Source organism: Lacrimispora xylanolytica, assembly GCF_026723765.1.
Lineage (GTDB): Bacteria > Bacillota > Clostridia > Lachnospirales > Lachnospiraceae > Lacrimispora > Lacrimispora xylanolytica.
This window is the reverse complement of the sequence record NZ_CP113524.1, coordinates 1,025,680-1,049,201: the sequence shown is the minus strand read 5'-3', so window position 1 is coordinate 1,049,201 and position 23,522 is coordinate 1,025,680. Positions and strand designations below refer to the sequence as shown.

The 23,522-nt window shown below is 43.4% G+C and carries 25 protein-coding genes; 1 reads left to right on the top strand and 24 read right to left on the bottom strand.

Features of this window, described 5'->3' with window-relative positions:
- Window positions 1-99: 99 nt before the first annotated feature.
- The 17 genes from OW255_RS05055 to mtaB all read right to left on the bottom strand — a co-directional run bounded on the left by OW255_RS05055 (window position 100) and on the right by mtaB (window position 15,783).
- Window positions 100-987, bottom strand: coding sequence for a MurR/RpiR family transcriptional regulator (locus OW255_RS05055; RefSeq protein WP_024836993.1), 888 nt, complete (start codon window positions 985-987; stop codon window positions 100-102).
- 79 nt (window positions 988-1,066) lie between these two features.
- Window positions 1,067-2,455: a glycine--tRNA ligase gene (locus OW255_RS05050; protein ID WP_268115840.1), complete on the bottom strand. Its 1,389-nt coding sequence runs from the start codon at window positions 2,453-2,455 to the stop codon at window positions 1,067-1,069.
- A gap of 14 nt (window positions 2,456-2,469) precedes the next feature.
- The gene (locus OW255_RS05045) at window positions 2,470-3,093 is read right to left on the bottom strand and encodes a hypothetical protein (RefSeq protein WP_024836995.1); all 624 of its coding nucleotides are present in this window, start codon (window positions 3,091-3,093) and stop codon (window positions 2,470-2,472) included.
- Between the two features lie 204 nt (window positions 3,094-3,297).
- Entirely contained in the window at window positions 3,298-3,918 is a 621-nt protein-coding gene (gene recO, locus OW255_RS05040) for a DNA repair protein RecO (protein WP_416861718.1), read from the bottom strand.
- 41 nt (window positions 3,919-3,959) lie between these two features.
- A complete protein-coding gene (gene era, locus OW255_RS05035) occupies window positions 3,960-4,865 on the bottom strand; it encodes a GTPase Era (RefSeq protein WP_268115837.1) in 906 nt (301 codons plus the stop codon).
- A gap of 16 nt (window positions 4,866-4,881) precedes the next feature.
- Window positions 4,882-7,806 (bottom strand): insulinase family protein, encoded by a 2,925-nt coding sequence (locus tag OW255_RS05030; protein ID WP_268115835.1) that lies wholly within the window; start codon window positions 7,804-7,806, stop codon window positions 4,882-4,884.
- Window positions 7,807-7,840: 34 nt separating this feature from the next.
- Window positions 7,841-8,662, bottom strand: a complete 822-nt coding sequence (locus tag OW255_RS05025) for a YdcF family protein (protein ID WP_268115834.1) — start codon at window positions 8,660-8,662, stop codon at window positions 7,841-7,843.
- Between the two features lie 180 nt (window positions 8,663-8,842).
- Window positions 8,843-10,072, bottom strand: a complete 1,230-nt coding sequence (locus OW255_RS05020; protein WP_268115833.1) for a peptidase U32 family protein — start codon at window positions 10,070-10,072, stop codon at window positions 8,843-8,845.
- Between the two features lie 21 nt (window positions 10,073-10,093).
- The gene (locus OW255_RS05015) at window positions 10,094-10,735 is read right to left on the bottom strand and encodes an O-methyltransferase (protein ID WP_024837002.1); all 642 of its coding nucleotides are present in this window, start codon (window positions 10,733-10,735) and stop codon (window positions 10,094-10,096) included.
- On the bottom strand, window positions 10,722-11,126 hold the full coding sequence (locus tag OW255_RS05010; RefSeq protein WP_024837003.1) for an endolytic transglycosylase MltG: 405 nt from the start codon (window positions 11,124-11,126) through the stop codon (window positions 10,722-10,724). The genes OW255_RS05015 and OW255_RS05010 overlap by 14 nt, the downstream gene beginning before the upstream one ends.
- 49 nt (window positions 11,127-11,175) lie before the next feature.
- Entirely contained in the window at window positions 11,176-12,843 is a 1,668-nt protein-coding gene (locus OW255_RS05005) for a ribonuclease J (RefSeq protein ID WP_024837004.1), read from the bottom strand.
- An 18-nt stretch (window positions 12,844-12,861) separates the two neighbouring features.
- On the bottom strand, window positions 12,862-13,050 hold the full coding sequence (locus OW255_RS05000) for a hypothetical protein (protein ID WP_024837005.1): 189 nt from the start codon (window positions 13,048-13,050) through the stop codon (window positions 12,862-12,864).
- Window positions 13,051-13,068: 18 nt separating this feature from the next.
- On the bottom strand, window positions 13,069-13,197 hold the full coding sequence (locus tag OW255_RS04995; RefSeq protein WP_268115832.1) for a hypothetical protein: 129 nt from the start codon (window positions 13,195-13,197) through the stop codon (window positions 13,069-13,071).
- 86 nt (window positions 13,198-13,283) lie between these two features.
- A complete protein-coding gene (locus tag OW255_RS04990; RefSeq protein ID WP_024837006.1) occupies window positions 13,284-13,565 on the bottom strand; it encodes a DUF1292 domain-containing protein in 282 nt (93 codons plus the stop codon).
- Window positions 13,562-13,996, bottom strand: coding sequence for a Holliday junction resolvase RuvX (gene ruvX / locus OW255_RS04985; protein WP_024837007.1), 435 nt, complete (start codon window positions 13,994-13,996; stop codon window positions 13,562-13,564). The genes OW255_RS04990 and ruvX overlap by 4 nt, the downstream gene beginning before the upstream one ends.
- A gap of 127 nt (window positions 13,997-14,123) precedes the next feature.
- Entirely contained in the window at window positions 14,124-14,384 is a 261-nt protein-coding gene (locus tag OW255_RS04980; RefSeq protein WP_024837008.1) for an IreB family regulatory phosphoprotein, read from the bottom strand.
- Window positions 14,385-14,451: 67 nt separating this feature from the next.
- Window positions 14,452-15,783 (bottom strand): tRNA (N(6)-L-threonylcarbamoyladenosine(37)-C(2))-methylthiotransferase MtaB, encoded by a 1,332-nt coding sequence (mtaB, locus tag OW255_RS04975; protein ID WP_268115829.1) that lies wholly within the window; start codon window positions 15,781-15,783, stop codon window positions 14,452-14,454.
- 147 nt (window positions 15,784-15,930) lie between these two features.
- Here mtaB and OW255_RS04970 point away from each other — a divergent pair, with 147 nt between their 5' ends.
- Window positions 15,931-16,164: an HPr family phosphocarrier protein gene (locus tag OW255_RS04970; protein WP_024837010.1), complete on the top strand. Its 234-nt coding sequence runs from the start codon at window positions 15,931-15,933 to the stop codon at window positions 16,162-16,164.
- A gap of 195 nt (window positions 16,165-16,359) precedes the next feature.
- Here the strand turns inward: OW255_RS04970 and thiI are convergent, their stop codons facing one another.
- From thiI to dnaJ, 7 genes are all read right to left on the bottom strand, one after another.
- Window positions 16,360-17,538 (bottom strand): tRNA uracil 4-sulfurtransferase ThiI, encoded by a 1,179-nt coding sequence (gene thiI, locus OW255_RS04965; RefSeq protein WP_268115826.1) that lies wholly within the window; start codon window positions 17,536-17,538, stop codon window positions 16,360-16,362.
- Window positions 17,539-17,575: 37 nt separating this feature from the next.
- On the bottom strand, window positions 17,576-18,730 hold the full coding sequence (locus tag OW255_RS04960; protein WP_268115825.1) for a cysteine desulfurase family protein: 1,155 nt from the start codon (window positions 18,728-18,730) through the stop codon (window positions 17,576-17,578).
- A 55-nt stretch (window positions 18,731-18,785) separates the two neighbouring features.
- Window positions 18,786-19,523 (bottom strand): 16S rRNA (uracil(1498)-N(3))-methyltransferase, encoded by a 738-nt coding sequence (locus OW255_RS04955; RefSeq protein ID WP_268115824.1) that lies wholly within the window; start codon window positions 19,521-19,523, stop codon window positions 18,786-18,788.
- A 13-nt stretch (window positions 19,524-19,536) separates the two neighbouring features.
- Window positions 19,537-20,499, bottom strand: coding sequence for a 50S ribosomal protein L11 methyltransferase (gene prmA, locus OW255_RS04950; protein WP_268115823.1), 963 nt, complete (start codon window positions 20,497-20,499; stop codon window positions 19,537-19,539).
- Window positions 20,500-20,511: 12 nt separating this feature from the next.
- Entirely contained in the window at window positions 20,512-21,255 is a 744-nt protein-coding gene (locus OW255_RS04945) for a sulfite exporter TauE/SafE family protein (RefSeq protein WP_268115822.1), read from the bottom strand.
- Between the two features lie 412 nt (window positions 21,256-21,667).
- Window positions 21,668-22,228 carry a glucan-binding protein gene (locus tag OW255_RS04940; RefSeq protein WP_268115821.1) on the bottom strand — a complete coding sequence of 187 codons (561 nt, stop codon included), beginning with the start codon at window positions 22,226-22,228 and terminating at the stop codon, window positions 21,668-21,670.
- 36 nt (window positions 22,229-22,264) lie between these two features.
- Window positions 22,265-23,404 carry a molecular chaperone DnaJ gene (gene dnaJ, locus OW255_RS04935; RefSeq protein ID WP_024837017.1) on the bottom strand — a complete coding sequence of 380 codons (1,140 nt, stop codon included), beginning with the start codon at window positions 23,402-23,404 and terminating at the stop codon, window positions 22,265-22,267.
- Window positions 23,405-23,522: the final 118 nt, after the last annotated feature.

The window sequence follows — 23,522 nt, the reverse complement described above, 5'->3', positions numbered from 1 at the left end:
TCCATCATTATTAAAAGATAAGATTGAAACATGGTTTCAATAATCCAATAAAAAAACCGCTGAAATTGAAACAGCGGTTCAAAAATTACATATTTTGTTTTATTCTTCTTCCTCAGGAAGCTCCTTTAAGCTCCAATAATCCACGCCAGTTCTTAAGGATTCATGACATACCATTTCAAGAGAGGATTTTACGTGCTCTTCATAGGTCTGAGAAAGAAACAGGGAGAAAAATATATCTAGAACATAGGTGGTGGCAGTAAAAGAGGTCACCACTTTAAGACTTAAAAGAGAATCTCTGGATGGAATCTCCACAATTTCATCACACCATTTTCTTATTTCATCGTTATGACGTCCTACAATCCCAACCACATAAGACCCGGTCACTTCTTTTAGATATCTGGCAACACCGATCATATCCAGATTGGCACCGGTAAAGGTGATGACAAAGGAAACTGACTTTTTCTTCTTACGGGCCATGAGATAATGGGCATTGACACTTTCATAGGCCGTACATTCCATGCCCAGAGTTGAAAACTTAAAGGCAGCTGACTGGGCAAGAATGTAGCTGATTCCGCTTCCATAGATATCAAGGCGCTCCGTCTGGCGAATCCTGTTTGCAATCCGAAGCATCACATTCTTATCCATACAAAGCCTGGTATCTGTAATGGCTTTGTCGTAAAGCTTTGGAAGAGTGGCTATGATATCGCTGTAGCTGCTTTTTTCCGTAATCGGCTCTTTGCTTAAGAGCTGATTCACCCTGATGTTTTCTACCATTTCAGAAACAAGCTTAAGCTTTAATTCCTGATACCCTTCCATCCCAAGCTTCTTGCATAGTCTTGCTACCGTAGCCTTGCTGGTAAAGGAGGCCTTTGCAAGCTCCTCTGCCGACATCTTTTGAATCAGCTCCACGTGATCCAGGATATACCTTGCCGCTGCCTTTTCCTGATGGGTAAAAGACTCCATCCTGGACAGATTCTCTAAAATCATGTTGTTCTCCTTATCCCCTAGAAAGGAAAAAGGTGCAGGCAAAGGCATTCCCCGCCTTACACTGCACCTTTAAAAGTTCCTAGAAACGGAATTTATCTTCGAAATAATCTTTCAGCTCTGCAATCGGAACTCTTACCTGATCCATGGTATCACGGTCACGAACGGTCACTGCGTGATCTTCCTCGGAATCAAAATCATAGGTAATGCAGAACGGAGTACCGATTTCATCCTGTCTTCTGTAACGCTTTCCAATATTTCCTCTGTCGTCAAACTCACAGTTATAGTGCTTGCGAAGTTCCTCAAATACCTTTTCAGCCCCTTCATTCAGCTTCTTGGAAAGAGGAAGCACACCGATCTTAACCGGAGCGATGGCAGGATGGAAATGAAGAACAGTACGAACGTCTCCTTCTGCAATCTCTTCTTCATCGTAGGCCGCACATAAGAAAGCCAGAGTTACACGGTCTGCACCAAGAGATGGCTCAATTACATATGGAATGTAGCGTTCTTTCTTTTCATCATCAAAATAAGTCAGATCCTGGCCAGAGGTATTCTGATGCTGAGTCAGATCGTAATCGGTTCTGTCAGCAATTCCCCATAACTCTCCCCAGCCAAATGGGAATAAGAACTCGATATCAGAGGTAGCCTTGCTGTAGAAGGAAAGCTCTTCCTTATCATGGTCTCTTACACGCATCTCGTCATCTTTGATGCCAAGGTCCTTTAACCAGGTGATGCAGAATTCTTTCCAGTATGCGAACCATTCTAAATCAGTATCCGGCTCACAGAAGAATTCCAGCTCCATCTGCTCAAACTCTCTGGTACGGAAGGTGAAGTTTCCTGGTGTGATCTCATTACGGAAGGATTTACCTACCTGACCGATACCAAAAGGAATTTTCTTTCTGGAGGTTCTCTGAACGTTTTTAAAGTTTACGAAAATACCCTGAGCAGTCTCAGGTCTTAAGTATACCGTATTCTTTGCGTCTTCAGTTACGCCCTGGAAGGTCTTGAACATTAAGTTGAACTGACGGATATCGGTAAAATCATGTTTGCCGCAGCTTGGACAGCAGATATTCTTCTCATCGATATACTTCTTCATCTCTTCCTGAGACCAGGCATCAACAGATCCTTCGATGGTAATGCCGTTCTCAGCCATGTAATCTTCAATGATCTTATCTGCACGGAAACGCTCCTTGCAGGCTTTGCAGTCCATCAGAGGGTCGGAGAAGCCGCCCAAATGTCCGGATGCGATCCAGGTCTGGGAATTCATTAAAATCGCGCAGTCCACGCCTACGTTATAAGGACTCTCCTGAATGAACTTCAGCCACCATGCTTTTTTTACGTTGTTCTTAAGTTCCACACCTAAGTTTCCGTAATCCCATGTATTGGCAAGACCGCCGTAAATCTCCGAACCAGGATATACAAATCCTCTTGATTTTGCAAGTCCCACTATCTTTTCCATTGTCTTTTCCATGATCTTAACCTCTCTTATTTAAAAATGATGTAATTTTTTCCCTCTGACGTCTGTACTGTATGTTGATCCTTAATGACAACGTTCTTTGATACGAATAACAGCTTGCCCTCTGTCTGTATGGTAACCGGCTTTTTCGTCTCTACCACAACCGCGTGGCTTTCGCCCTTTAACGCTTTTTTCTCCGCCTTTTTCCCGTCAGAAGCCTTTAAAAACTCCACGCCCTCTGATTCCGCCTGACCGGATACTTCTGAAAAATTGGTGACGGAAAGGGAGTCCACCTGGTTATCCTTATCCTCATACTGAGATGCAAAGCTTACCAGATCCTTGCTGGAGTTATACTGAAACACCATTCTGGCAATTCCTTTTTCCATGGTGCAGGACTCAAGCTTCACAGCGCCTTCTCCATTGGCCTGATTGTATGACGTGGCCGTCTCTTCCAGATACGCTTTTAGTTCATCCGCATTATAATAATCCTGTTGTACATAGGTTTCTACCGTTGCTGTCTGAAGCCCTCCGGTCCCTGTTACAAAAATTCTGCTGCTCTCTGCATTCTGGGCGTTGGTGCCGGTTCTTCCAAGACAGCCAGTCAGCATTCCCGCAACAATGAGAGCTGCCAAAGCTGCTTTCTTTTTTTTCATCCATCTTCCTCCTGCATTGAATCCGCGGTGCTGGAGGGGGAAATCTTGAGGATTTCCCCCTCACGGGCATTCGCCCTATGAATCAGAATACAGGAAAAATTTTTTATGTGCAAGCACAACAAAATTTTTTCTGTATTCCCATTCGCACTTCTCATCGCTTACGTGGATTATACCAAATCATATCCTTCATTTCAATACTTTGCATTACATCATGGTGTGCAAAATATCCAGGGAGTGAAATTCCCTGTCTATAAATCGTTTTTTATTCATTTCCACGCAGCGGGCGAATTCTTCTAAGACCGGCTCCGTCAGAGTGAAGGTATAAAGATGTTCCACCGGAGATGCGATTACATACTCCCAGGCATAGTTTGCGGAATCACTGGCAGGTCGGGGAGGTGCTTCGGTGTACTCTCCGTTTATGACCATGGTCTTTAATTCAAAGATTCTCTGAACCAGCTCATTTTTTAAGGCAGGCTTTAAAAGGGCCCGTACCGACTGATACAAAAGCTTTAACAGGCCGGTCGCGTCCTCATTTTCACGGGCATAATAATCAGCCAGCTCAAGAAAATAAGAACCATAACAGGTTCCTTCCATATCCTGAGCCAGATCTTCAAAATAATTGGTTATCTCCGCCGAACGCAGGGAGTAGGAATCCCTGCCTTCGTACAGCGAAAACTGTCCGAAGGCAAAGGGACGGCTAAGTCCCATCAACTGATTGCCGGGCCTTCTTGCTCCTCTGGCAAATGCAGTGATCTTTCCTCTTTCCCTGGTGAGTATCACAAGGCGTTTATCCATTTCTCCTACAGGGGCTGCTTTGATCACCATCCCTGTCAGCTTTTCAACATCCTTCAATTCCTGCCACCGTTTTAGATATCTTTTTGATTGTATCCATAATTCTTCATATAAAGCTCACTGTCACGCCACTCTTTCCGGACCTTAACCCACAGCTGGAGATTTACCTTCGTATCCATAAGATTTTCAATCTCCTTACGTGCCTGGGTTCCGATCTTCTTTAACATGGAGCCGCCTTTTCCGATGATAATTCCCTTATGAGAATCCCGTTCGCAAACGATATTGGCTTCCACATCCATGATTCCGTTCTGACGCTCTGTCATCTTCTCTACGGTTACTGCGATTCCATGAGGAATCTCATCCTTTAAGAGACGAAGGGCTTTCTCCCGGATCAGCTCTGCTGCAATCTGGCGCATAGGCTGGTCTGTGACCGTATCCTCATCATAATACTGAGGACCATAAGGAAGATATTTGTAGATCAGCTCCAGCATCAGATCTGTATTTTTATCCTTTAATGCAGAAACAGGTACGATTTCAGCAAAATTACAGATATCCTTATAGGTACTGATGAACGTAAGAATGTCTTCCTGATTCTTTACCGTATCAATCTTATTAATGACCAGAATGATCGGAGTTTTCACATTGGAAAGCTGCTCAGCGATATACTGCTCTCCTGCTCCGATATAAGTGGTAGGCTCCACCAGCCATAACACTACATCTACCTCTTTTAAGGTGTGCTCTGCCACGCTTACCATATATTCCCCAAGCTTGTTCTTGGCCTTATGAATACCAGGTGTGTCCAGAAATATAATCTGCCCTCTGTCGTCTGTATAAACAGTCTGTATCCGGTTTCTTGTGGTCTGGGGCTTATCAGAGGTGATTGCAATCTTCTGGCCGATCAGATGGTTCATCAGGGTGGACTTCCCTACGTTTGGGCGTCCGATCAGGGTTACAAAGCCTGATTTATAATTGGTTTCCATATGGTTCTCCTTTGTGTTATGAGTGGAATAAGTTCTTTGTCTCTCCAAAGAAATCCTTATCCGCTGCGATTCTGTCTTCATTGCCGATGACGCAGAGGCTGTTGGTACTTAAAACGGCTTTTACAATAGGTGCCAGTTTCCGGATATCTTCCTGAGTGGCATTTAAAACCTCCTCACGCTCCCGTTTCATCATCTCCTGGTCAACGCCGGACAGGTAGGCAGAAAGGCCTCTGTTTCCTTTTGTTGACGGTGGATATGGCACATCCATGTCGCTGACGGTTCCGATGACATATTTGGTCATGTCCCTGTCCTCGACCTGGAATTTCTCTAAATAATCTACCACACCTTCATAGATCTGGTTCGTCTCTTTTAAATTCGGGTCACGGTAGGAAGCAAAATATCCTTCCCCGGAACGGCCAAAGCCGCTCATACAGCCATAGGCACCGCCCTTTACCCTGATATTGATCCATAGATAATCATAGCTTAAAATAACCTTTAATATCTTTAAAGCTCCTGTATACGTAAGACCACTGTCTAAAAAGCTTCCGCATCTGGCCACGTAGTTTACCTGGGAGGCAGTCGCAAAGCCTTCGTTTCTGTTTCCGCTCTGATAATCAAATGGGTAACTGGTACTGCCGCCCTCAGGAAGAACAGAGGTAAGCTGCTTCATTGCCTCTGGAAGAAGCTTATAGCCTTCCTCATCAGCAGTATAGCTGACCAGCATATTCCCGGTGTTAAACAGCTTCTTAATCACTGCTTTCAGTCTGGCAATCACTGCCTGCTTGTCATTGGCAAAATCCTTTTCCAGCTGTTCCAGGAATTCATAGTATCCGATTCCTCCGGTCATATCATTGTAAGAGGAAGCGGCAGAAAAATAAGAAGTAGCTCTGGCAACTGCTGCTGAATGGCAGGCGCCTTCCAGCTTCATTCTGGCCCTTGATCTTGTTTCGCTGATTACTTCTCCCATACGCTTTTCATCGTCGAGAACAGAACGGGTTAAAATCTCAGCAAGAATGGAAAATCCAAAGTCCAGCTTATCATACATGACTCTGGCGCTTGCCATAAAATACCCCTTAAACTGTCCCTGGTTTTTCAGATCCGGATAAGAGGTGACGCTAAAGCCCACGCCGCCGCTGTTTAGATGGATCTCACTGGTCAAGTCACTGTACGTGAAATTCTCTGTATCCACATAGCCTAAAAGGGATTTCAAAAATCCAACGTAGGGCAGATCCTCTGTAGGAACGGCTGAGGTATCAAATAAGACCTTTAAATATCCGATGCCTGAGGTAAACATGTTATGGTGGATTACCTTAACACCATGGGCTTCCTTCTCTTCCCAGATAATCTCTTCTGGCTCCCTGGTGATGTCTTCCCTTTTAAGCATAGGAATCTTTTCTAAATTTTTCTGATCGGACGGTGTTTCCTGATACTCTCTTAAGGCATGAGTCTGTTCCACAAGACGGGTAATCTCATCCTGTGTTAAAGATGCCTTGTAGACCGCCAGCTTTTTGGCGGTTTTCTCTTCTTCCATTGCAGTCAGATTCTTTTTCGGACTTACGGTCAAATATGCTTCAAAAGGATTATCCAGCAAATATTCCCGGATGAGCTCTTCAAAGTATCCGTCATCCACTACCTTCTTTAAATAATCAAAGGTCTCCTGATACTCCAGATGCATCATAGGATCACCGTCATAAAGCCAGCTGTCCATACACTGGAGTCCATACATCAGTCCCTTAGGAGCGGAACCGTAATCAGCCTCACGATAACGGAATTCATAATAGTTCATTCCGGCTTTTAAGCTCTTGCGGTTGATTCCTTCATCTGCAAGCTTTCTTAAGGTTCCTTTTACCACTGCAAGGAACTCGCCCTTCTGGTCCCCATTGGCATTCTTTGCAATGACAGAGAAATAAGGCTGTAAGATTCCGCTGTCATAACCGCCCAGTATATCCTGACCGATTCCAGCATCGATGAGAGCCTGCTTAAGAGGGGCTCCTGGTGCATCAAGAAGGGTATATTCCAAAATTTGAAATGCAACATAATGTTTGGGGTCTAAATTGTTTCCTATTACGGTATTAATGGAAAGATAGGTGGCATTATCCAGAGATTCTCCCTCTGTAATCGAATAGAAGGTCTCAGCTTCTACAGGCTTTTCAAATGGCTTTTGGCTTCTGATTCTGGAATCAATGGAAATTTCATCATAATGGCTTAAATATTCCTCATCAAGCCATGTAAGCTTCTCTTCCATATTCATATCGCCGTATAGATAGATATAGCTGTTGGAAGGATGATAATACCTTCTGTGGAAATCCAGAAAATCATTATAGGTCAGATCAGGAATAAAGGATGGATCACCACCGGATTCCTGGCCGTAACAGCTGTCAGGGAACAACACTTTTCTTGTAAAACGGTCTAAGACTTCTTCCGGGGATGAAAAAGCCCCCTTCATCTCATTGTATACAACACCATTGTAGATTACATCAGATTCCGGGGTTTCCATCTCATAATGCCACCCCTCCTGCATAAAGATCTTCTGCTCTTTATAGATATTTGGATGGAGCACGGCATCCATATAGACGTTCATTAAATTCTGAAAGTCCTTTTCATTGCAGCTTGCAATCGGATATACGGTTTTATCCGGATAAGTCATGGCATTTAAAAAGGTATTCAAAGAGCCCTTTACCAGTTCCACAAAAGGATCCTTTACCGGGAACTTGTCCGAGCCACAAAGCACACTGTGTTCCAGAATATGGGCCACACCGGTGCTGTCTGACGGCGGTGTACGAAAACCAATGGAGAAGACCTTATTGTCATCCTCACACTCCACTAAAAAGATTCTGGCCCCGCTTTTCTTATGGCGAAGGACACTTCCCTTTGCCTGAATTTCTTTTATTTCTTTTTCTTCTACTAACTCATAAGCATTCAAGTTTTTCAAATCATACATTCTATCTTTGTTCCTCCTGCATAATCATTATTACTTACATATTGCCCACTAATTTGTCTTTTAATATCGCTGCACACTCCCTGACGCAAAAGTGTATGAAAAGAACCGGATCTGAATCACAGGATATGCTGTAAATATCCGGTATTCCCCACTTTTTTGCTATCTGCTGAGCGCGGAACACGTGGAAATCACTGGTCAGTACACCAATCTTAATGGGTTTATCCGGAACCTCTACATACGTTCCTGGCACCATAATAATGGGACTTTCCTGGCTCTTAGCCTTCTTTCTTTCCTGATCCTCTTCAATTGCCACACGGCTGTATGCAATGTTCTCCACCGTACTGTAGGAACGTGTCTCTAAAATCAGCTGTTCTTCCTTAACTCCATTAAAGACCAGATATTCTTTCATAGCCAAAGCCTCACTGACCGGCTCATCCATTCCTTGGGCACCAGAAAGAACGAGAATGGTTCCAGGATTCTCATCCAGATAATCTATGGCCTTATCCAAACGTTTTTTTAATGATTTGCTGATTCCATCTTCCTTTACCCTGGCTCCTAAGACTATGACATAATCAAGCTTTGACGTATCCCTGGCTGCAACTCCCGTGAAAACCAAAATCTCCACAATCGTAAATACCAGGAGTCCTGTACAGCATATGGTAACCATAGAGACCGGAAGCCATAAGGGAATCCTGTCTTTTTGTCTTATATAAGTATCCCAGCCTAAACCGAATAAAATACAGACCGCCGCAAAAAAAAGCCAGATAATGGAAAAGGAAGTAGATAGTCCCGAATAAGTAACGATTATGACGTAATAGATCACACATAAAACTGCTATCAGCCATAAAATCCACATAATAGGCAAGCCTCCATTTTTGTTCCCTCTAAATCCAGGTAATTTCTGGGTATAATTCTTCTATAGTATACTACAAGATGACCATTTCTACAACTGTCACCCATGATACTGCAATTTCCAAAGAAAAACGTGCAGAGTACACGGATCTCCGTAATACTCTGCACGCTTCTATTTTATGAGTTAAGACATCTCGCTGCGGCGGAGAATGTCATAAGGATCCATCTCCACGCTCAAATCAACAAAAAGTATTTGTCTGGAATGAGGTGCGCTCTCCTGAGGAGCTCCCTCTTCATTGTAAATTCCTTTTACAACTGCGTCAAGATTGCGTCCGTCCGGCTTCATAATCTCAATAGTCTCACCCACTGAAAATTTATTTTTCTGCTCTATTTTCGAATACCCTCTCTCATCTACCGCTTCTACGGTTCCAAGATACGTGTAATTTTTTACATAAGTATTGTTATCATAGATCTGAGTGGTGGAATCTGGCTTACCAAAATAGAACCCAGTGGTGAATTCCCGGTAAGTACATTTCCCGATTTCAGAACGATACCAGTCTAAATTAGCCTCATATATCTTTGGATCCTTTAAATAATCGTCAATGGCTTTCCGGTAAGTTCTTGTAACAGTAGCCGCATAAAGAGCGGTTTTCATACGCCCTTCGATTTTAAAGCTGTCAATACCAGCATCAATCATCTCCGGAATGTACTCGATCATGCATAAATCCTTGGAATTAAAGATATAGGTTCCACGCTCATTTTCATAGACCTGCATATACTCCCCGGGACGTTTTTCCTCTACGATGGAGTATTTCCAACGGCATGGGTGAGAGCAGGCGCCTTGGTTTGCATCTCTGCCTGTCATGTAGTTGCTTAAGAGACAGCGGCCGGAATAGGACATGCACATGGCTCCATGGATAAAGCTTTCAATCTCTAAATCCTCTGGGATACGGCTGCGGATCTCCTTAATCTCAGCCAGGGAAAGTTCTCTGGCCGTAACCACACGCTTTGCTCCAAGCTGATGCCAGAATAAAAAGGTTCCGTAATTGGTATTGTTAGCCTGGGTGCTGATGTGAATTTCCATCTCAGGCATGATTTGTTTTGCAATGGCAAATACACCAGGGTCTGAAATGATTACGGCGTCAGGACAGATTTCCTTTAATTCCTTAAAGTATTCCTCAACTCCGTTAAGATCCTCATTGTGAGCCAGAATATTGGCTGTAATGTACACTTTAACTCCATGCTCGTGGGCAAAGGCAATCCCCTGCCGAATCTCATCCTGTGTAAAATTTTTCGCCTTGGCACGAAGTCCGAAGGCTTCTCCTCCCAGATAAACAGCATCTGCACCGTAAATGACTGCGGTCTTTAAGGTATCTAAGCTGCCTGCCGGGATTAAAAGTTCCGTCTTTCTCATGAAGCTCCTCTCTTTGGTTCTTTATCTTCGAATGCTGACGGTCATACCGTCACCAATCGGTACAATGGTGGTGACCAGATGGTCAGAATGTTTTAATTCGTAAAGATACTCCCGCATCCTTGCGTGAATGGTGCGGTTTCGCCTCTCGACTGCATATCTGGATTCAATGATATCTCCATCCTGGAGAACATTATCCGATATCAGCATTCCGCCAACCCTCATCACTCTTAAAATTTCCGGAAGCCAGGCCAGATACTGTCCTTTTGCCGCATCCATGAAGACAAGGTCAAAGGGGCCAGTCAGCCCCTTTAATAATTCCCCGGCATCTCCCTCTAACAGGGTGATGCATTCTGTCTTTCCTGCTTCTTCAAAATTCTGCCTGGCTACCGGAATCCTTTTTTCATATTTTTCTATGGTAGTAATCTGACAATCAGGTGCCATTACCTCCGCCATCAAAAGGGTGGAGTAGCCCACGGCTGTTCCCACTTCTAAAATGGCTTTTGGATTCATGGCTGCTGTCATGGTCTTTAAAAAGGCAGCCGTCTCTTCCCTGATGACAGGAACTCCGTTCTCTCTTGCCTTATTTCCAATCTCATAGATGAGAGGGCTCTCATCCGGCTCCAGAGATTTAATATAATCTGTAATTCGGTCATTTACTATCATCTTTACTTTCCTTTTCCTCTGTATTCTCATTCATCATCTGAAGGATATCCCTGGAGGTCATGGAAGTATTTAAGGTATAGCTTCCCGGATTCGCCTGATATTTAAAAAATTTAGCCTGTATGATGAAAGAATACTCATTGGCAATCAGGCCTTTCTCCTTTAGACGCTTAGCCACGCCGGCAATGGAGGTTCCCTTTTCCACCTTGATTTCCTTATCCTGTCCAGGCTCTGCCTCCATGGCTGACGCATAGAAAATATCATGGCCGAACTCATAGCCCTTTGTAACCCCTTCATAAAGAAGGAGTACAATAAGGGCAAGAAGGATAAGCCTTATGGATATGGCAATGACCGCTCCCGTTACTTTATTGATTTCCTTGGTTGTTCGGCTCATAAATTTCCATTCCTCTCTTGTTAAAGGTACGGTTATTTTCAGCTTTCTGCTATACTTCCATAATGATTGGAAGAATCATAGGGTTACGTTTCATTCTCTTCCAGAGGAAGTCACTTAAGCTGTCCCTGATAATGTTCTTGATTTTACCCCAGTCATTAATTTTACGGTCCAGACAATCCTGAACGGCATCGCTTACAATTCTTCTTGCCTCTTCCATCAGGTCCTCGGATTCCCTTACATATACAAAACCACGGGATACGATGTCCGGTCCTGCCAGTAACTGATTTGAGAACTTCTCCAGGGTAAGAACGACTACAATGATACCATTTTGAGCAAGGTTCTGTCTGTCTCGTAATACGATATTTCCAACATCACCAACTCCAAGACCATCTACTAAGATAGCCCCGGACTGTACGTGATCTACGATCTTACAGGATTCCTGGCCTACTTCCACTACATCGCCAGAGGACATGATGATAATGTTTTCTTTTGGCATTCCCATTGCCTGAACCAGACTCTTCTGTGCCATAAGGTGACGGTACTCACCATGAACCGGAATGGAATATTTCGGACGAATGAGAGCATACATCAGCTTAATTTCTTCCTGACAAGCATGACCGGATACATGAGTATCTTCACAGATTACTTCAGCACCCTTCATGGACAGTTCATTGATTACTTTGGAAACTGCCTTTTCATTGCCTGGAATCGGGTTGGAGCTTAAGATGATGACATCGTTAGGCTTAATGGAAACCTTTTTATGGGTGCTGCTTGCCATACGGGAAAGAGCTGCCATGGATTCTCCCTGGCTTCCTGTAGTAATTAACACGGTCTGTTCGTCAGGATAATTCTTTAACTGATCGATATCAATTAAAGTTCCTTCCGGAATACTGATGTAGCCGAGCTCGCTTGCAGTGCCGATTACATTGACCATGCTTCGTCCCTCGACAACTACCTTACGTCCGTATTTGGCAGCGGAGTTGATGACCTGCTGCACACGGTCTACGTTTGATGCAAAGGTGGCTACGATGATTCTGTTATTCTTATGATCTGCAAATATATTATCAAAGGCTTTGCCTACGGTCTTCTCTGATGGTGTAAATCCAGGCCTTACTGCATTGGTACTGTCACATAAAAGTGCAAGCACTCCTTTTTTGCCAAGCTCTGCAAAACGTTCCAGATCTGCTATCTCTCCAAATACAGGAGTATAGTCTATCTTAAAGTCACCTGTGTGAATAATGACTCCTGCCGGTGAGAAAATGGCAAGAGCAGAAGCATCGGCGATGCTGTGGTTCGTTTTAATAAATTCGATACGGAAGCAGCCAAGGTTAATGGACTGTCCGTGCTTGATTACTTTTCTCTTTGTATTCTTTAAAAGATTATGTTCTTTTAATTTGTTGTCAATGAGGCCGATGGTAAGCTTTGTTCCGTAAACCGGCACATTGATCTCTTTTAAAATATAAGGAAGGGCACCAATATGGTCCTCATGACCATGGGTAATGACAAAGCCCTTCACCTTTTCAATATTTTGTTTCAAATAAGAAACATCTGGAATAACCAGGTCGATTCCCAGCATGTCATCGGTAGGGAATGCCAGACCGCAGTCTACCACTATGATGCTGTCTTCGAATTCGAACGCAGTGATATTCATACCGATCTGTTCCAATCCGCCTAAGGGAATAATTTTAACTTTCGCATTGCTGTCTTGTTTTTTCAATCTTTTACCTCCATTTTATCATTTTCCGTTCTGTTCTTTTTTCACTTTTCCCTGCATTCCCTGAAATACTGACAGAGCCTTACTTCCTGATGAGCCATAAATCCCGGGCATTTCAAAAAGAGTCTGCTTCTGTGTATTTGGTATGCTTTTTAAGAAAATACGTTTCCGCACCGGTTTCATATCTTTAAATGATGATTCAGGACTCACGACCAAAGCCCCCAGCTTTCAGCGGGCACCTAAGTCGTTATAGCATTCCTTGTCAATGATTGCTTCATCCACCTGCTCCTGCAACGTCCAAAAGGTCGTGACAAGCCCTGTCTCCGGACACTTCTGTCTGGCCTGATCACAGATCACCTCTGCCGCCAGTTGTTATCCGGGGTGCCAGTCAAGAGCTTTCGTACCAGCATACGCTTCGTACAAAGCCTATCCAATGCTCACCATTATTTTTCGATATCTACATCCGCTCCGTCAAGCAGTTCGGAAAATATTTTAAATAAATAATCTATCTCGTTATCATCTTCCACAAACTCATACAAAGCCTCGGATTCATCCTGCTTTGATAAATCTTTTAAGATGTAACATTCACCTTCTTCATCCTCATCTGCCGCATCGGTAACTAACAGATAATTCATGCTATTGATTCTGGTCTCTTCCAGAACGTAAAAATCCACACGATCCCCTTCCTCAGTAGTCAGGGTAATTTTCTTTTCTTCGTTGTTCATTCTTTATCTCCTGTTGTTAAGCTATCCAGATAACCTTGCAAAATCAGTCCTGCTGCCACCTTATCGATAACAGCCTTTCTATTCTCCCGTCTTACGCCGCTTTCCATTAAGATGCGCTCCGATGCCAGGGTAGTCATTCTTTCATCCCACAGGATGACAGGAAGCCCGGTCCGTCTTTTTAACATTTCCATAAATTCTTCTGTTTTTAAAGCACGGTCACCGATAGTATTGTTCATATTCTTAGGATAACCCAAAACTATGGTTTCAATCTCAAATTCCCGAATCAGTTCCTCGATCCGGGCACAGGTTTTTCGTAATTTGTTTTCGTCTTCTCTGGTAATTGTCTCCACGCCCTGAGCAGTTATACCCAGCAGGTCAGAAACTGCAACTCCTACAGTTTTAGAACCAAAATCCAGTCCCATGATTCTCATATTTTATTCTCCACGTCAAATTTATGCAACAAAACAAAGCTGGTCCGCAGCCAACTGTATAAAAACAAACTGCCAGACTCCGCCCATTCACTTCATCTGACAGCTAGACTTAAGATTATCCACGTCGTTACTTTAACATCGTATCAATATATACCCGCATCAATTCTTCCAGAATCTCATCACGTTCTACTTTCATGATCAGACTTCTGGCGTTCTTATGGCTGGTAATATAAGTAGGATCTCCTGACATAATATAGCCCACGATCTGGTTGACCGGATTATAGCCCTTCTCTGTGAGGGCAATATAAACTTGTTCCAGTACCTGGCTTACGTCCATTTTATTTTCCTGCACCGCTTTGAAAAATTGTGTGTTATGAATATCGCCCATGTTTCTCACGTCCTTTAACTGTTCTCCTATATTCTAAACCATAATCATAATTTCGGCAAGACTTAAATTAATTTTGTCCGTTAAGGTTTAATAATAACACCTCATCATTGAGCATTTCGGTAAGGGTTCCGGTAAGCAATGCTCCCTTTAAGCCCTCTTCAAAAGGCACTGCTGCCTTCACGTATTCTCTGGTGTGACCGATCATGTATCTTGTCCCATTCCACTCATAGGCTTCTTCCATAAGAACCTCTGTGGTGCTGCCAAGGTAGGATTTCCGGTAGTCATGAGACATCTTCTTTTCCAATGTCAAAAGCTCATTGCTTCTTACTGACTTCACCTGTTCCGGTACCTGATCCGGCATATCGGCTGCCTTTGTGCCGTTTCTCTTTGAATATTTAAATACATGCATTTCATAAAAACGAACTTTTTCCAAGTATTCTCTTGTAATGGCAAATTCTTCTTCCGTCTCTCCTGGAAAGCCCACGATCACATCGGTGGTAATGGCTGGATTAGGAAACGCCTCTCTTAAAATATCACAGCAGTGATAAAACTCTTTTGCAGAATAATGGCGGTTCATGCGCTTTAAGGTGGCATCACAGCCGCTTTGTAAGGATAAATGGAAATGAGGACAGATTTTGGAAAGCTTTGATAATTCCTTTGCAAATTCCTCTGTTACAATTCTTGGCTCCAGGGAACCTAACCGGATTCTCTTAAGCCCTTCCACCTCATGAATCTTTATAATGAGATCCAAAAGAGTGATTCTCTCTTCCACCGGAAAGTCTTTCCCATAAGAACTTAAATGGATTCCAGTGAGCACCACCTCTTTAAAACCGGTAGCAGTCAGACGCTTTATTTCTTCCACGACCTCTTCTGGCTTACGGCTTCGAACCTGTCCTCTGGTATAAGGGATAATGCAGTAGCTGCAAAACTGGTTGCATCCATCCTGTATCTTAATAAAGGCTCTCGTATGATCTGCGATTTTATCAATGGAGAGACTTTCGTATTCTCTTGTCCCACGGATATCGATGACGGTCTCCTCTAATGCCTCTTCCCGGTCTGAAAAATAATCATCGAGAATGGACACAAGTTCCGTCTTTTTATTATTACCGATAATCAGATCCACGGCTACATCTTTTTTCAGTTCTTCTCCGGCTGCCTGAACATAACATCCGGCTGCAACGACAACGGAATCCGGGTTCATGTTCTTGGCCCGGTGAAGCATCTGCCTTGATTTTTTGTCTGCAATGTTTGTGACAGAACATGTATTTATAATATAAACATCAGCCTCTTCTGTAAAGGGGACGATCTCATATCCAGCATTCTCCAGAAGCTGCTGCATGGCCTCTGTTTCGTATGAATTAACCTTACAGCCAAGGTTATGCAGGGCTGCCTTTCTCATTTTATTTTCTCCTATCTAATTTATCCGTTTATAATGATTTTTTTCATCTAAAATTACCATTGACATTTACATTATATGCCAGTAGTATGTAAGGGAAAAGGGGACGATCCCCAATTATAATAAAGAGCCGCTAAAGGAGGTTTTCCCATGAAAACAGTTCGTATATCATTAAACTCTATCGACAAAGTAAAATCTTTCGTAAATGATTTAACAAAATTTGACACAGACTTCGATCTTGTATCTGGAAGATACGTTATCGACGCGAAATCCATTATGGGTATTTTCAGTCTGGATTTATCCAAACCAATCGATTTAAACATTCATTCCGAAAGCGATGTCGAGGAAATCTTAAACATTTTAGCTCCATACATCGTAGAATAAGAAAAATCAGTTTGAAAATGGGGACCGGCCTTTGTTGCTGGTCCCCTTTTTTATTGTACAGGAAAGTTCTACGAACTCCCCCATATAATAAAAAGCACTCCGTGAAGGATGCACATGACGCTTAAAAGGAAAATGTCACTAAAGTGACGGCGCGTCAGCGCCAAAGTCTGACAAGTCAGACTCTTTCTTGTTTTATTAACACCAAACTTTTTCAACCGTATTAATTGCCGTTTCTACCAGCTCATCAATCTTTTCTGCCAAATTTTCCTCAGAACGTTCAATCAGCTTTATAACTGGCTTTGTTACGGGATGCTTTGCCACAAAGATGGTACAGCAGTCTTCGAAAGGAAGGACGGAAGTTTCATAGGTTCCGATTTTTTCTGCTACATGAACAATTTCCTGTTTATCAAAGCCGATGACCGGACGGAATACCGGAATGGTTGCTGATGCATCGGTTGCTGCAAGGGACTGCATGGTCTGAGAAGCCACCTGTCCGATGCTCTCTCCTGTAATCAGTGCCTGAGCACCGCTCTCTGCAGCCAGACGTTCTGCAATCCGCATCATGTATCGTCTCATGATGATGGTAAGCTCCTCGTGAGGACATTTTTCATAGATATAGAGCTGGATATCCGTAAAGTTTACGATATGAAGGCGGATGGCTCCAGAATATCTGGAAACAAGCTTTGCAAGATCCACAACCTTCTGTTTTGCACGGTCACTGGTGTATGGCGGCGCATGGAAATATACCGCATCAATTCTAACGCCTCTCTTAGCAATCATATAGCCTGCTACCGGGCTGTCAATGCCGCCGGATAAGAGAAGCATGGCTTTCCCATTGGTTCCAACCGGCATACCGCCTGGACCTGGAATGATATGGGAATATATATTAATTTTATTTCTTACTTCCACATGAAGCATAACTTCCGGCTTATGAACATCAACCTTAGTCTCTGGAAATGTATGTAATATCACTTCTCCAAGATCCCGGTTGATCTGCTCGGAATTGACCGGATACTTTTTATTTCCTCTTCTTGTGTTGACTTTAAAGGTAAAGCTTTTCTCCTCGTAAAACTCATCAACATAGGATATGACCTGCTTTTTTAAGTCCTCGTAACCTAAATCCTCTACCTGAACCATAGGGCAGATCGCTGCGATTCCAAAAATACACTTTAACGCTTCTACTACTTCGTCAAAGTCATAGTCAGATTGTGCTGTGGCATAAATTCTGCCGGATTCCTTGGCAACTTCAAAATCTCCATCCACTCTCTTTAAGGAATGGCGGATGTTGGTTACCAGGGCATCTTCAAAAACGTAACGGTTCTTTCCCTTTACTCCAATTTCTGCGTATTTTATTAAAAATGATTTGTATTGCATCTGTTGTCCTTTCTTATAACTTCGTGATGGCAAGACATTACCCTCTCTGGTAGCGTCTGAGAATCGGAAGCAGTTCTTTTAGTGTATCGATACAGGTATCAACCTCATCCTTTGTGCTAAAAACTCCGAAGCTGAATCGTAGGGTGGAATCAAGAAGCTCTTTTTTCACACCGATTCCCACCAGAGTTCCGCTGACTCCCGGATGATTGGAAGAGCAGGCAGATCCTGAGGAAACATAAATCCCCTTATCTTCCAGTGCATGAAGGAGAACCTCGCTTCGTATCCCAAGAAAGCTGGCACTGACGATCTGAGGGGATGATAAGTTTCCTTTTTGACTATTGACAGTAACTCCATCAATTTCCTGAAGCCGTTCTATCATATAATCCTTTAATTCAGTCATGGCGCTCATCTTTTTCTCATGGTCTGTATACATGAATTTGGCTGCCACACCAAATCCAGCTACTCCAGGAACATTCTCTGTTCCTGCCCGTAACCCTCTTTGCTGACCGCCTCCGTAAATCAATGGACGGATTTTAACTCTTGGGTCAATGTATAAAAAACCAATTCCTTTTGGTCCGTGAATCTTATGGGAACTAACAGACAATAAATCAATTCCCTGCCGTTTCGGCCGGATAACAAACTTTCCATATGCCTGTATGGCATCCACATGAAAAAGAATGGCTGGATTCTTCTTTTTGATTACCTTTGATATGGCTTCCACAGGTGCTACCGCACCAATTTCATTGTTCACGTACATGACAGAAACCAATATAGTCTCCGGACGGATAGCCTGTTCCAGCTCCTCTAAGGATATATTTCCATTGCCATCGACAGAAAGATAAGTAACGGTAAATCCCTGTTCCTCTAAATATGCCAAAGGATTATATACGGAAGGGTGTTCAATCCCTGTGCTTATAATGTGGTTTCCAGACCGCTTATTGGCCATGGCAGTCCCAATAAGAGCCATATTGTTGGACTCAGAGCCACCTGAGGTAAATAAGATATCCTTTGGGGCAACCTTTAAGGTGTCGGCTATAATTTCTGCCGCCTCTTTTACATACTGCTCTGCAATCATCCCTTTTCTATGCTTTGCAGAGGGATTTCCGTAATCCTCTGTCATAACCTTAAGGACGATGTCTTTTACCGGCTCCAGCACTTTGGTTGACGCCGCATTATCAAAATAAACTTCCATGTGTGTTTCTCCTATTCCTCTAAAAACGGGATCCCCCGGAACGAGGAAGCTTTCTCTATGGTTCCAGTAAATAGGACAAGACCGATAAGACCGAAAGCCCTGCAGTTTCGGTTCTTAAAATCCGTTTCCCCAAGGTAACTGTCTTAGCCCCAAAGCTTTCAGAAAGTTCTATTTCCGAATCCTCAAAGCCGCCTTCCGGTCCTATAAAAATCCCTACGTTCATGCCAGGCTTTACCTGGGAAAGTATCTCCCTGGTCCGTTCCATGCCTTTTGCATTCTCAAAGGGAATCACGGTCACATCAAACTCTTTGGAAAAGACAAGTGCCTCTTTTAAACTCTTAACACCTGTCACTTCCGGAACAATGAGCCGCTTCGACTGCTTGGCAGCACTTTCTGAGACCGCATTCCAGCGGCGCAGCTTAGCTTCTTCCTTTTTCTTATCCAGTTTGACTACCGTACGTTTTGTTTCTACCGGCACGATCTCATAGGCACCAAGCTCTACCGCCTTTTGTATGATCAATTCCATCTTATCACCTTTTGGCAGCCCCTGAAATAGGGTAATCCTGGCTGGAAGCTCACGCCCTCCCTCTTCCACAGTCAAGATTTTTGCGGTAACCTCCTGGGATGTCACTGATGTGACCTCACATAAGTAGTCTTTATCCACTCCATTGCTTATGAGCACTTCTTCTCCTGCACCCATGCGCAGAACATTCTTTATATGGTTCACGTCAGGTCCAATAATCCTGATATGATCGTCTTCTACCTGATCCTGGTTGATAAAAAAGTGATACATTCTATCCCTCTTTCTACTTTTTCCTCACCGTTACAGAAACCCACTCACCCTGATAGGTAATTTCCACCAGCTCAAAGGCATCATTTTCTGCAAATACTTTCTTTACTGCTTCTTCTTTCATATTAATGATACCGGAAGTGATAAAGATGGCACCTTTTTTCATATGAACCGGAATCTCTTTTTGAAGCAGGATTATGATATCGGCTAAGATGTTAGCTACCACCAGATCATAGGCTTCAAAACCAACTTCTGCCTTTACCGCTTCATCGTCGATAATATTGCCCTTTAAAACCTTGAATTTTTCCGGAGCAATATCATTGGCTTCCATATTCTCTTTTACCGCTACGATGGCATTCTCATCAAGATCGGTTCCGAATACTTCCTTTGCTCCCAGCTTTAAAGCAGTGATTCCAAGAATTCCGCTGCCGGTTCCTACGTCAAGAATTCTGGTTTCCGGAGTCACGTACTTTTTAAGCTGGCGGATGCAAAGCTGAGTTGTCTCATGCTGTCCGGTTCCGAAAGCAGTCCCTGGATCGATTTCAATTAAAAGCTTTTCCTTATGCTCCACTGGAATTTCTTCCCAGGTTGGCTTAATTAAAATATCATCCACGGTAAATGGCTTAAAATACTGTTTCCAGTTATTAATCCAGTCCTTGTCCTCTGTCTCGCTGGATTCAATGGTGCGGGCACCAAGATCCGTAAACATAGCTAACTCATCAAGACTTTCATCCACACGTTTTAACATCTCATCAATGTCAACATCAGAATCTGGGTCTAAATAAAAGCTTACTCTGGCAATACCCTCATCTGGAGGAAGCTCTGGCAGAATGTCAATAAACATGCCTTTTGTCTCAGCTTCTGTAAGAGGCGTATTGTCTTCAATTTCAATTCCTTCTATTCCTATCTCATCAAATGCGCTGCTGATTAAATCAACAGCTTCCGTTGTGGTAGTGAGTGTAAATTTTTTCCATCTCATGCTTTTATTTACCTATCCTTTTATAATTTTTATAAACAGGCAGAGAAGCACCACAAAAACAACCGGGCGCACAATCTTCAAGCCGTTCTTTAGGACAAGGCCTGAACCAATGTAATGACCTGCAATACAGAAGATTCCGGATGCAAGTCCAAGAGGAATCAAGACCTTACCATTTATTAAAAATGTCACCAATGCTGCGATGTTTGATGACAGATTGATTACTTTTGTCGTTCCAGATGCATTTCTTACATTCATCTTTGCAAGACCAGTCAGTAACAGCAGCAAAAAGGTGCCGGTACCAGGCCCGTAAAATCCATCGTAGCAGCCTACCACCAACGCTGCTCCCATACTAATAAGAAGAGTCTTTCGCTCCGGAAGACTTTCTTCCTTTGTATCGCCTAAATTCTTATTCTTAAACACATAAAATGCTACTATGGGTAAGACCACCAACATCATGGTCTTTAATACCTGCTCACTGGCCAGCAAGGAAAGGTGTGCTCCTATGATAGAACCAATGATAGCACATAAAGCAGACAAAAAAGACAGCTTCACATTGATAAATCCATTCTTTGCATATCGGGCCGTTGAAATAACCGTACCGAGAGTAGAACTCATCTTATTGGTTCCAAGTGCAATATGTGGCGGTACCCCTGCTGCCAGATAAGCCGGCAGAGAAATCAGTCCTCCGCCTCCAGCGATGGAATCTACAAATCCAGCCAGGAAAACGAGGGGACATATGATCAAATATTGGTACATATGAGGGTTCCTTTCTTCTGTCAAAACTAAACCACATGATATCATAACATACAATGAAATGGGTTGCAAGCTTATAAAAACATGGATTTATGGAAGAATTTCCGGCTTAAAAAAAATATTTTAAAATTTTTAAAAAAAGATGCAATAAAAAACCTTCCTAGTGCATTAACTAATTGAACGGATGAAAAGGACTTCTGTTTCATTCCCGGAACTAAGGCAAAAAACATATCAAGTAAACGAAATTCCTTGATGCATTACACCCCATCACACCCGCCTGAATGCCTGGTAATGAAGCAGAATCTATTTTCACAACATGCAACAAAAAAAGCAGAAGACAGATCTGATAATTGGAATCAATCCATGTTCAGATCTGTTTTCTGCTTTTTTATATTCCAACCCATTTTCTTAAATCTTACTGCTTTAAGGCACCGTCCGCTCCTACAGAGTAACCATCGGGCGTAACGGTGTTGATTAACAGCCGGCCCAAAGAGCCGTCTGACATGGTATGAAAGTAATATGCTTTTCCGTCTATGATCTGCCAGCCAATCCGCATAGACCCTAAGGTACCGTCATCCACTGGATTTAAATAGTACCGGTTCCCATTCTGGTCCACATACCATCCCATAAGCAGATGGCCGCCCTGATCGAAGCGGTACCATCTGCTGTCAATGTATTTCCAGCTGTCAGAAGGCCAGGTACCATCTCCATACTGATACCACCAGCCTGCCGGACTGTAACGCCAGCCTCTTTCATAGCTGCGGCTGTCTGGGCCATCGTCGTCATCTTCGTCATCGTCCCAGCAGTCATAATGATTCGGTCCTTCCACCGGTCCCTGAAAACTGGTTCCGGAACCGTGAAAGCCTGGATATTTTCTTACTGCCTGTGTCTCATCGGCTGCAGCACGCCCCGGAAACATTCCGGAAAGAAGCAGGAAGCATAATAAAAGCATAAACTTTCCCTGAATCTTCTTCATTCCTAACCTTCCCCTTTACATGTATCCCCTGAAAACCTATTTAAAGATTCCCTTTTTTTTATGTTTTTCCCCATCCGTGGTTCCATTCATGGCATCCTGGAAATTCTTAAGGGCATCTTTTTGAGCTTCTGTGAGGCGCTCTGGAACCTGTACTACCAGAGTTACATAATGATCACCGCGGACCGCTCTGTTTCTTAAGGAAGGAACTCCCTTTCCTTTTAATCGAACCTTGGTATCGGTCTGAGTTCCTGGTTTGATCTCGTAATCCATGTCGCCATCAACGGTCTTGATCTTAATGGTACCGCCTAATGCTGCATTGACAAAGGAAATCGGTACGGTTGAGAAAATGCTGGTATCCTGACGCTTAAAGATAGGGTGATTGGACACAACAACCTCTACTAAAAGATCGCCTCTTTCTCCTCCATTAGTGCCTGGCTCTCCTTTGCTCTGTAAACGAATGGATTGGCCGTTATCAATTCCTGCGGGAACTGCAACACTGATTTTCTTTCTTTTTGTTATAAAACCAGTTCCATAACAATCGGGACATTTCTCCTTGATTACCTTACCAGTACCGCCACAATCGGGACAGGTCTGAACACTCTGAACCTGACCGAAGAAGGACTGCTGGGTGTACATGATCTTACCTTTACCGTTACACTTGGTACAGGTAATGGGGGATGTTCCTGCCTTTGCGCCGCTTCCGTGACAAGTATTACATTCCTCTTTGAAATTAATTTCAATCTCTTTTTCGCAGCCAAAAATCGCCTCTTCAAAGGTAATACGGACGCTGGTTCTTACATTGGCTCCTCTGGCCGGACCATTGTACGCAGCGCCGCCTCTGGAACGGCCGCCGCCAAAGATATCCCCGAAAATATCTCCAAAGATATCTCCCATATCTGCTCCGCCAAAATCAAAGCCACCGAAACCGCCAGGTCCACCGCTGCCATCAAATGCTGCTGATCCAAACTGGTCATACTGACGTCTCTTATCAGGATCGCTTAATACACTGTAAGCCTCAGAAGCCTGTTTAAACTTCTCTGCTGCCACAGCGTCCCCGGAATTTGTATCCGGATGGTATTTCTTAGCCAATGCCCTGTAAGCCTTCTTAATTGCTGCATCATCTGCATCTCTTGGAACGCCAAGGGTCTCATAATAATCTTTTTTACTCTCTGCCATCTTAGGTCTACCTTTCATAAACTAAGGAAGCCCGGCAGGACATCTCCTGCCGAACATAAGAGCCCAAACTGTAAGCTACGTTTTTACCGGGCTATACAAAAGAACTCATGCCTGCGGA

What these genes read in the sequence shown, in the direction of transcription:
- OW255_RS04940 (WP_268115821.1), bottom strand. Translation starts at nt 22,228, where the DNA reads ATGAAGAAGATTCAGGGAAAGTTTATGCTTTTATTATGCTTCCTGCTT.
- OW255_RS04990 (WP_024837006.1), bottom strand. Translation starts at nt 13,565, where the DNA reads ATGAACAACGAAGAAAAGAAAATTACCCTGACTACTGAGGAAGGGGAT.
- OW255_RS05010 (WP_024837003.1), bottom strand. Translation starts at nt 11,126, where the DNA reads ATGAGCCGAACAACCAAGGAAATCAATAAAGTAACGGGAGCGGTCATT.
- thiI (WP_268115826.1), bottom strand. Translation starts at nt 17,538, where the DNA reads ATGCAATACAAATCATTTTTAATAAAATACGCAGAAATTGGAGTAAAG.
- OW255_RS05055 (WP_024836993.1), bottom strand. Translation starts at nt 987, where the DNA reads ATGATTTTAGAGAATCTGTCCAGGATGGAGTCTTTTACCCATCAGGAA.
- OW255_RS04955 (WP_268115824.1), bottom strand. Translation starts at nt 19,523, where the DNA reads ATGTATCACTTTTTTATCAACCAGGATCAGGTAGAAGACGATCATATC.
- OW255_RS05030 (WP_268115835.1), bottom strand. Translation starts at nt 7,806, where the DNA reads ATGTATGATTTGAAAAACTTGAATGCTTATGAGTTAGTAGAAGAAAAA.
- prmA (WP_268115823.1), bottom strand. Translation starts at nt 20,499, where the DNA reads ATGAGATGGAAAAAATTTACACTCACTACCACAACGGAAGCTGTTGAT.
- OW255_RS04960 (WP_268115825.1), bottom strand. Translation starts at nt 18,730, where the DNA reads ATGGAAGTTTATTTTGATAATGCGGCGTCAACCAAAGTGCTGGAGCCG.
- mtaB (WP_268115829.1), bottom strand. Translation starts at nt 15,783, where the DNA reads ATGAGAAAGGCAGCCCTGCATAACCTTGGCTGTAAGGTTAATTCATAC.
- OW255_RS05015 (WP_024837002.1), bottom strand. Translation starts at nt 10,735, where the DNA reads ATGATAGTAAATGACCGAATTACAGATTATATTAAATCTCTGGAGCCG.
- OW255_RS04945 (WP_268115822.1), bottom strand. Translation starts at nt 21,255, where the DNA reads ATGTACCAATATTTGATCATATGTCCCCTCGTTTTCCTGGCTGGATTT.
- era (WP_268115837.1), bottom strand. Translation starts at nt 4,865, where the DNA reads ATGGAAACCAATTATAAATCAGGCTTTGTAACCCTGATCGGACGCCCA.
- OW255_RS04980 (WP_024837008.1), bottom strand. Translation starts at nt 14,384, where the DNA reads ATGGGCGATATTCATAACACACAATTTTTCAAAGCGGTGCAGGAAAAT.
- OW255_RS05050 (WP_268115840.1), bottom strand. Translation starts at nt 2,455, where the DNA reads ATGGAAAAGACAATGGAAAAGATAGTGGGACTTGCAAAATCAAGAGGA.
- OW255_RS05045 (WP_024836995.1), bottom strand. Translation starts at nt 3,093, where the DNA reads ATGAAAAAAAAGAAAGCAGCTTTGGCAGCTCTCATTGTTGCGGGAATG.
- OW255_RS05025 (WP_268115834.1), bottom strand. Translation starts at nt 8,662, where the DNA reads ATGTGGATTTTATGGCTGATAGCAGTTTTATGTGTGATCTATTACGTC.
- dnaJ (WP_024837017.1), bottom strand. Translation starts at nt 23,404, where the DNA reads ATGGCAGAGAGTAAAAAAGATTATTATGAGACCCTTGGCGTTCCAAGA.
- recO (WP_416861718.1), bottom strand. Translation starts at nt 3,918, where the DNA reads ATGGTGATCAAAGCAGCCCCTGTAGGAGAAATGGATAAACGCCTTGTG.
- OW255_RS05020 (WP_268115833.1), bottom strand. Translation starts at nt 10,072, where the DNA reads ATGAGAAAGACGGAACTTTTAATCCCGGCAGGCAGCTTAGATACCTTA.
- ruvX (WP_024837007.1), bottom strand. Translation starts at nt 13,996, where the DNA reads ATGAGAATCATGGGACTGGATTTTGGTTCTAAAACTGTAGGAGTTGCA.
- OW255_RS04970 (WP_024837010.1), top strand. Translation starts at nt 15,931, where the DNA reads ATGAAAACAGTTCGTATATCATTAAACTCTATCGACAAAGTAAAATCT.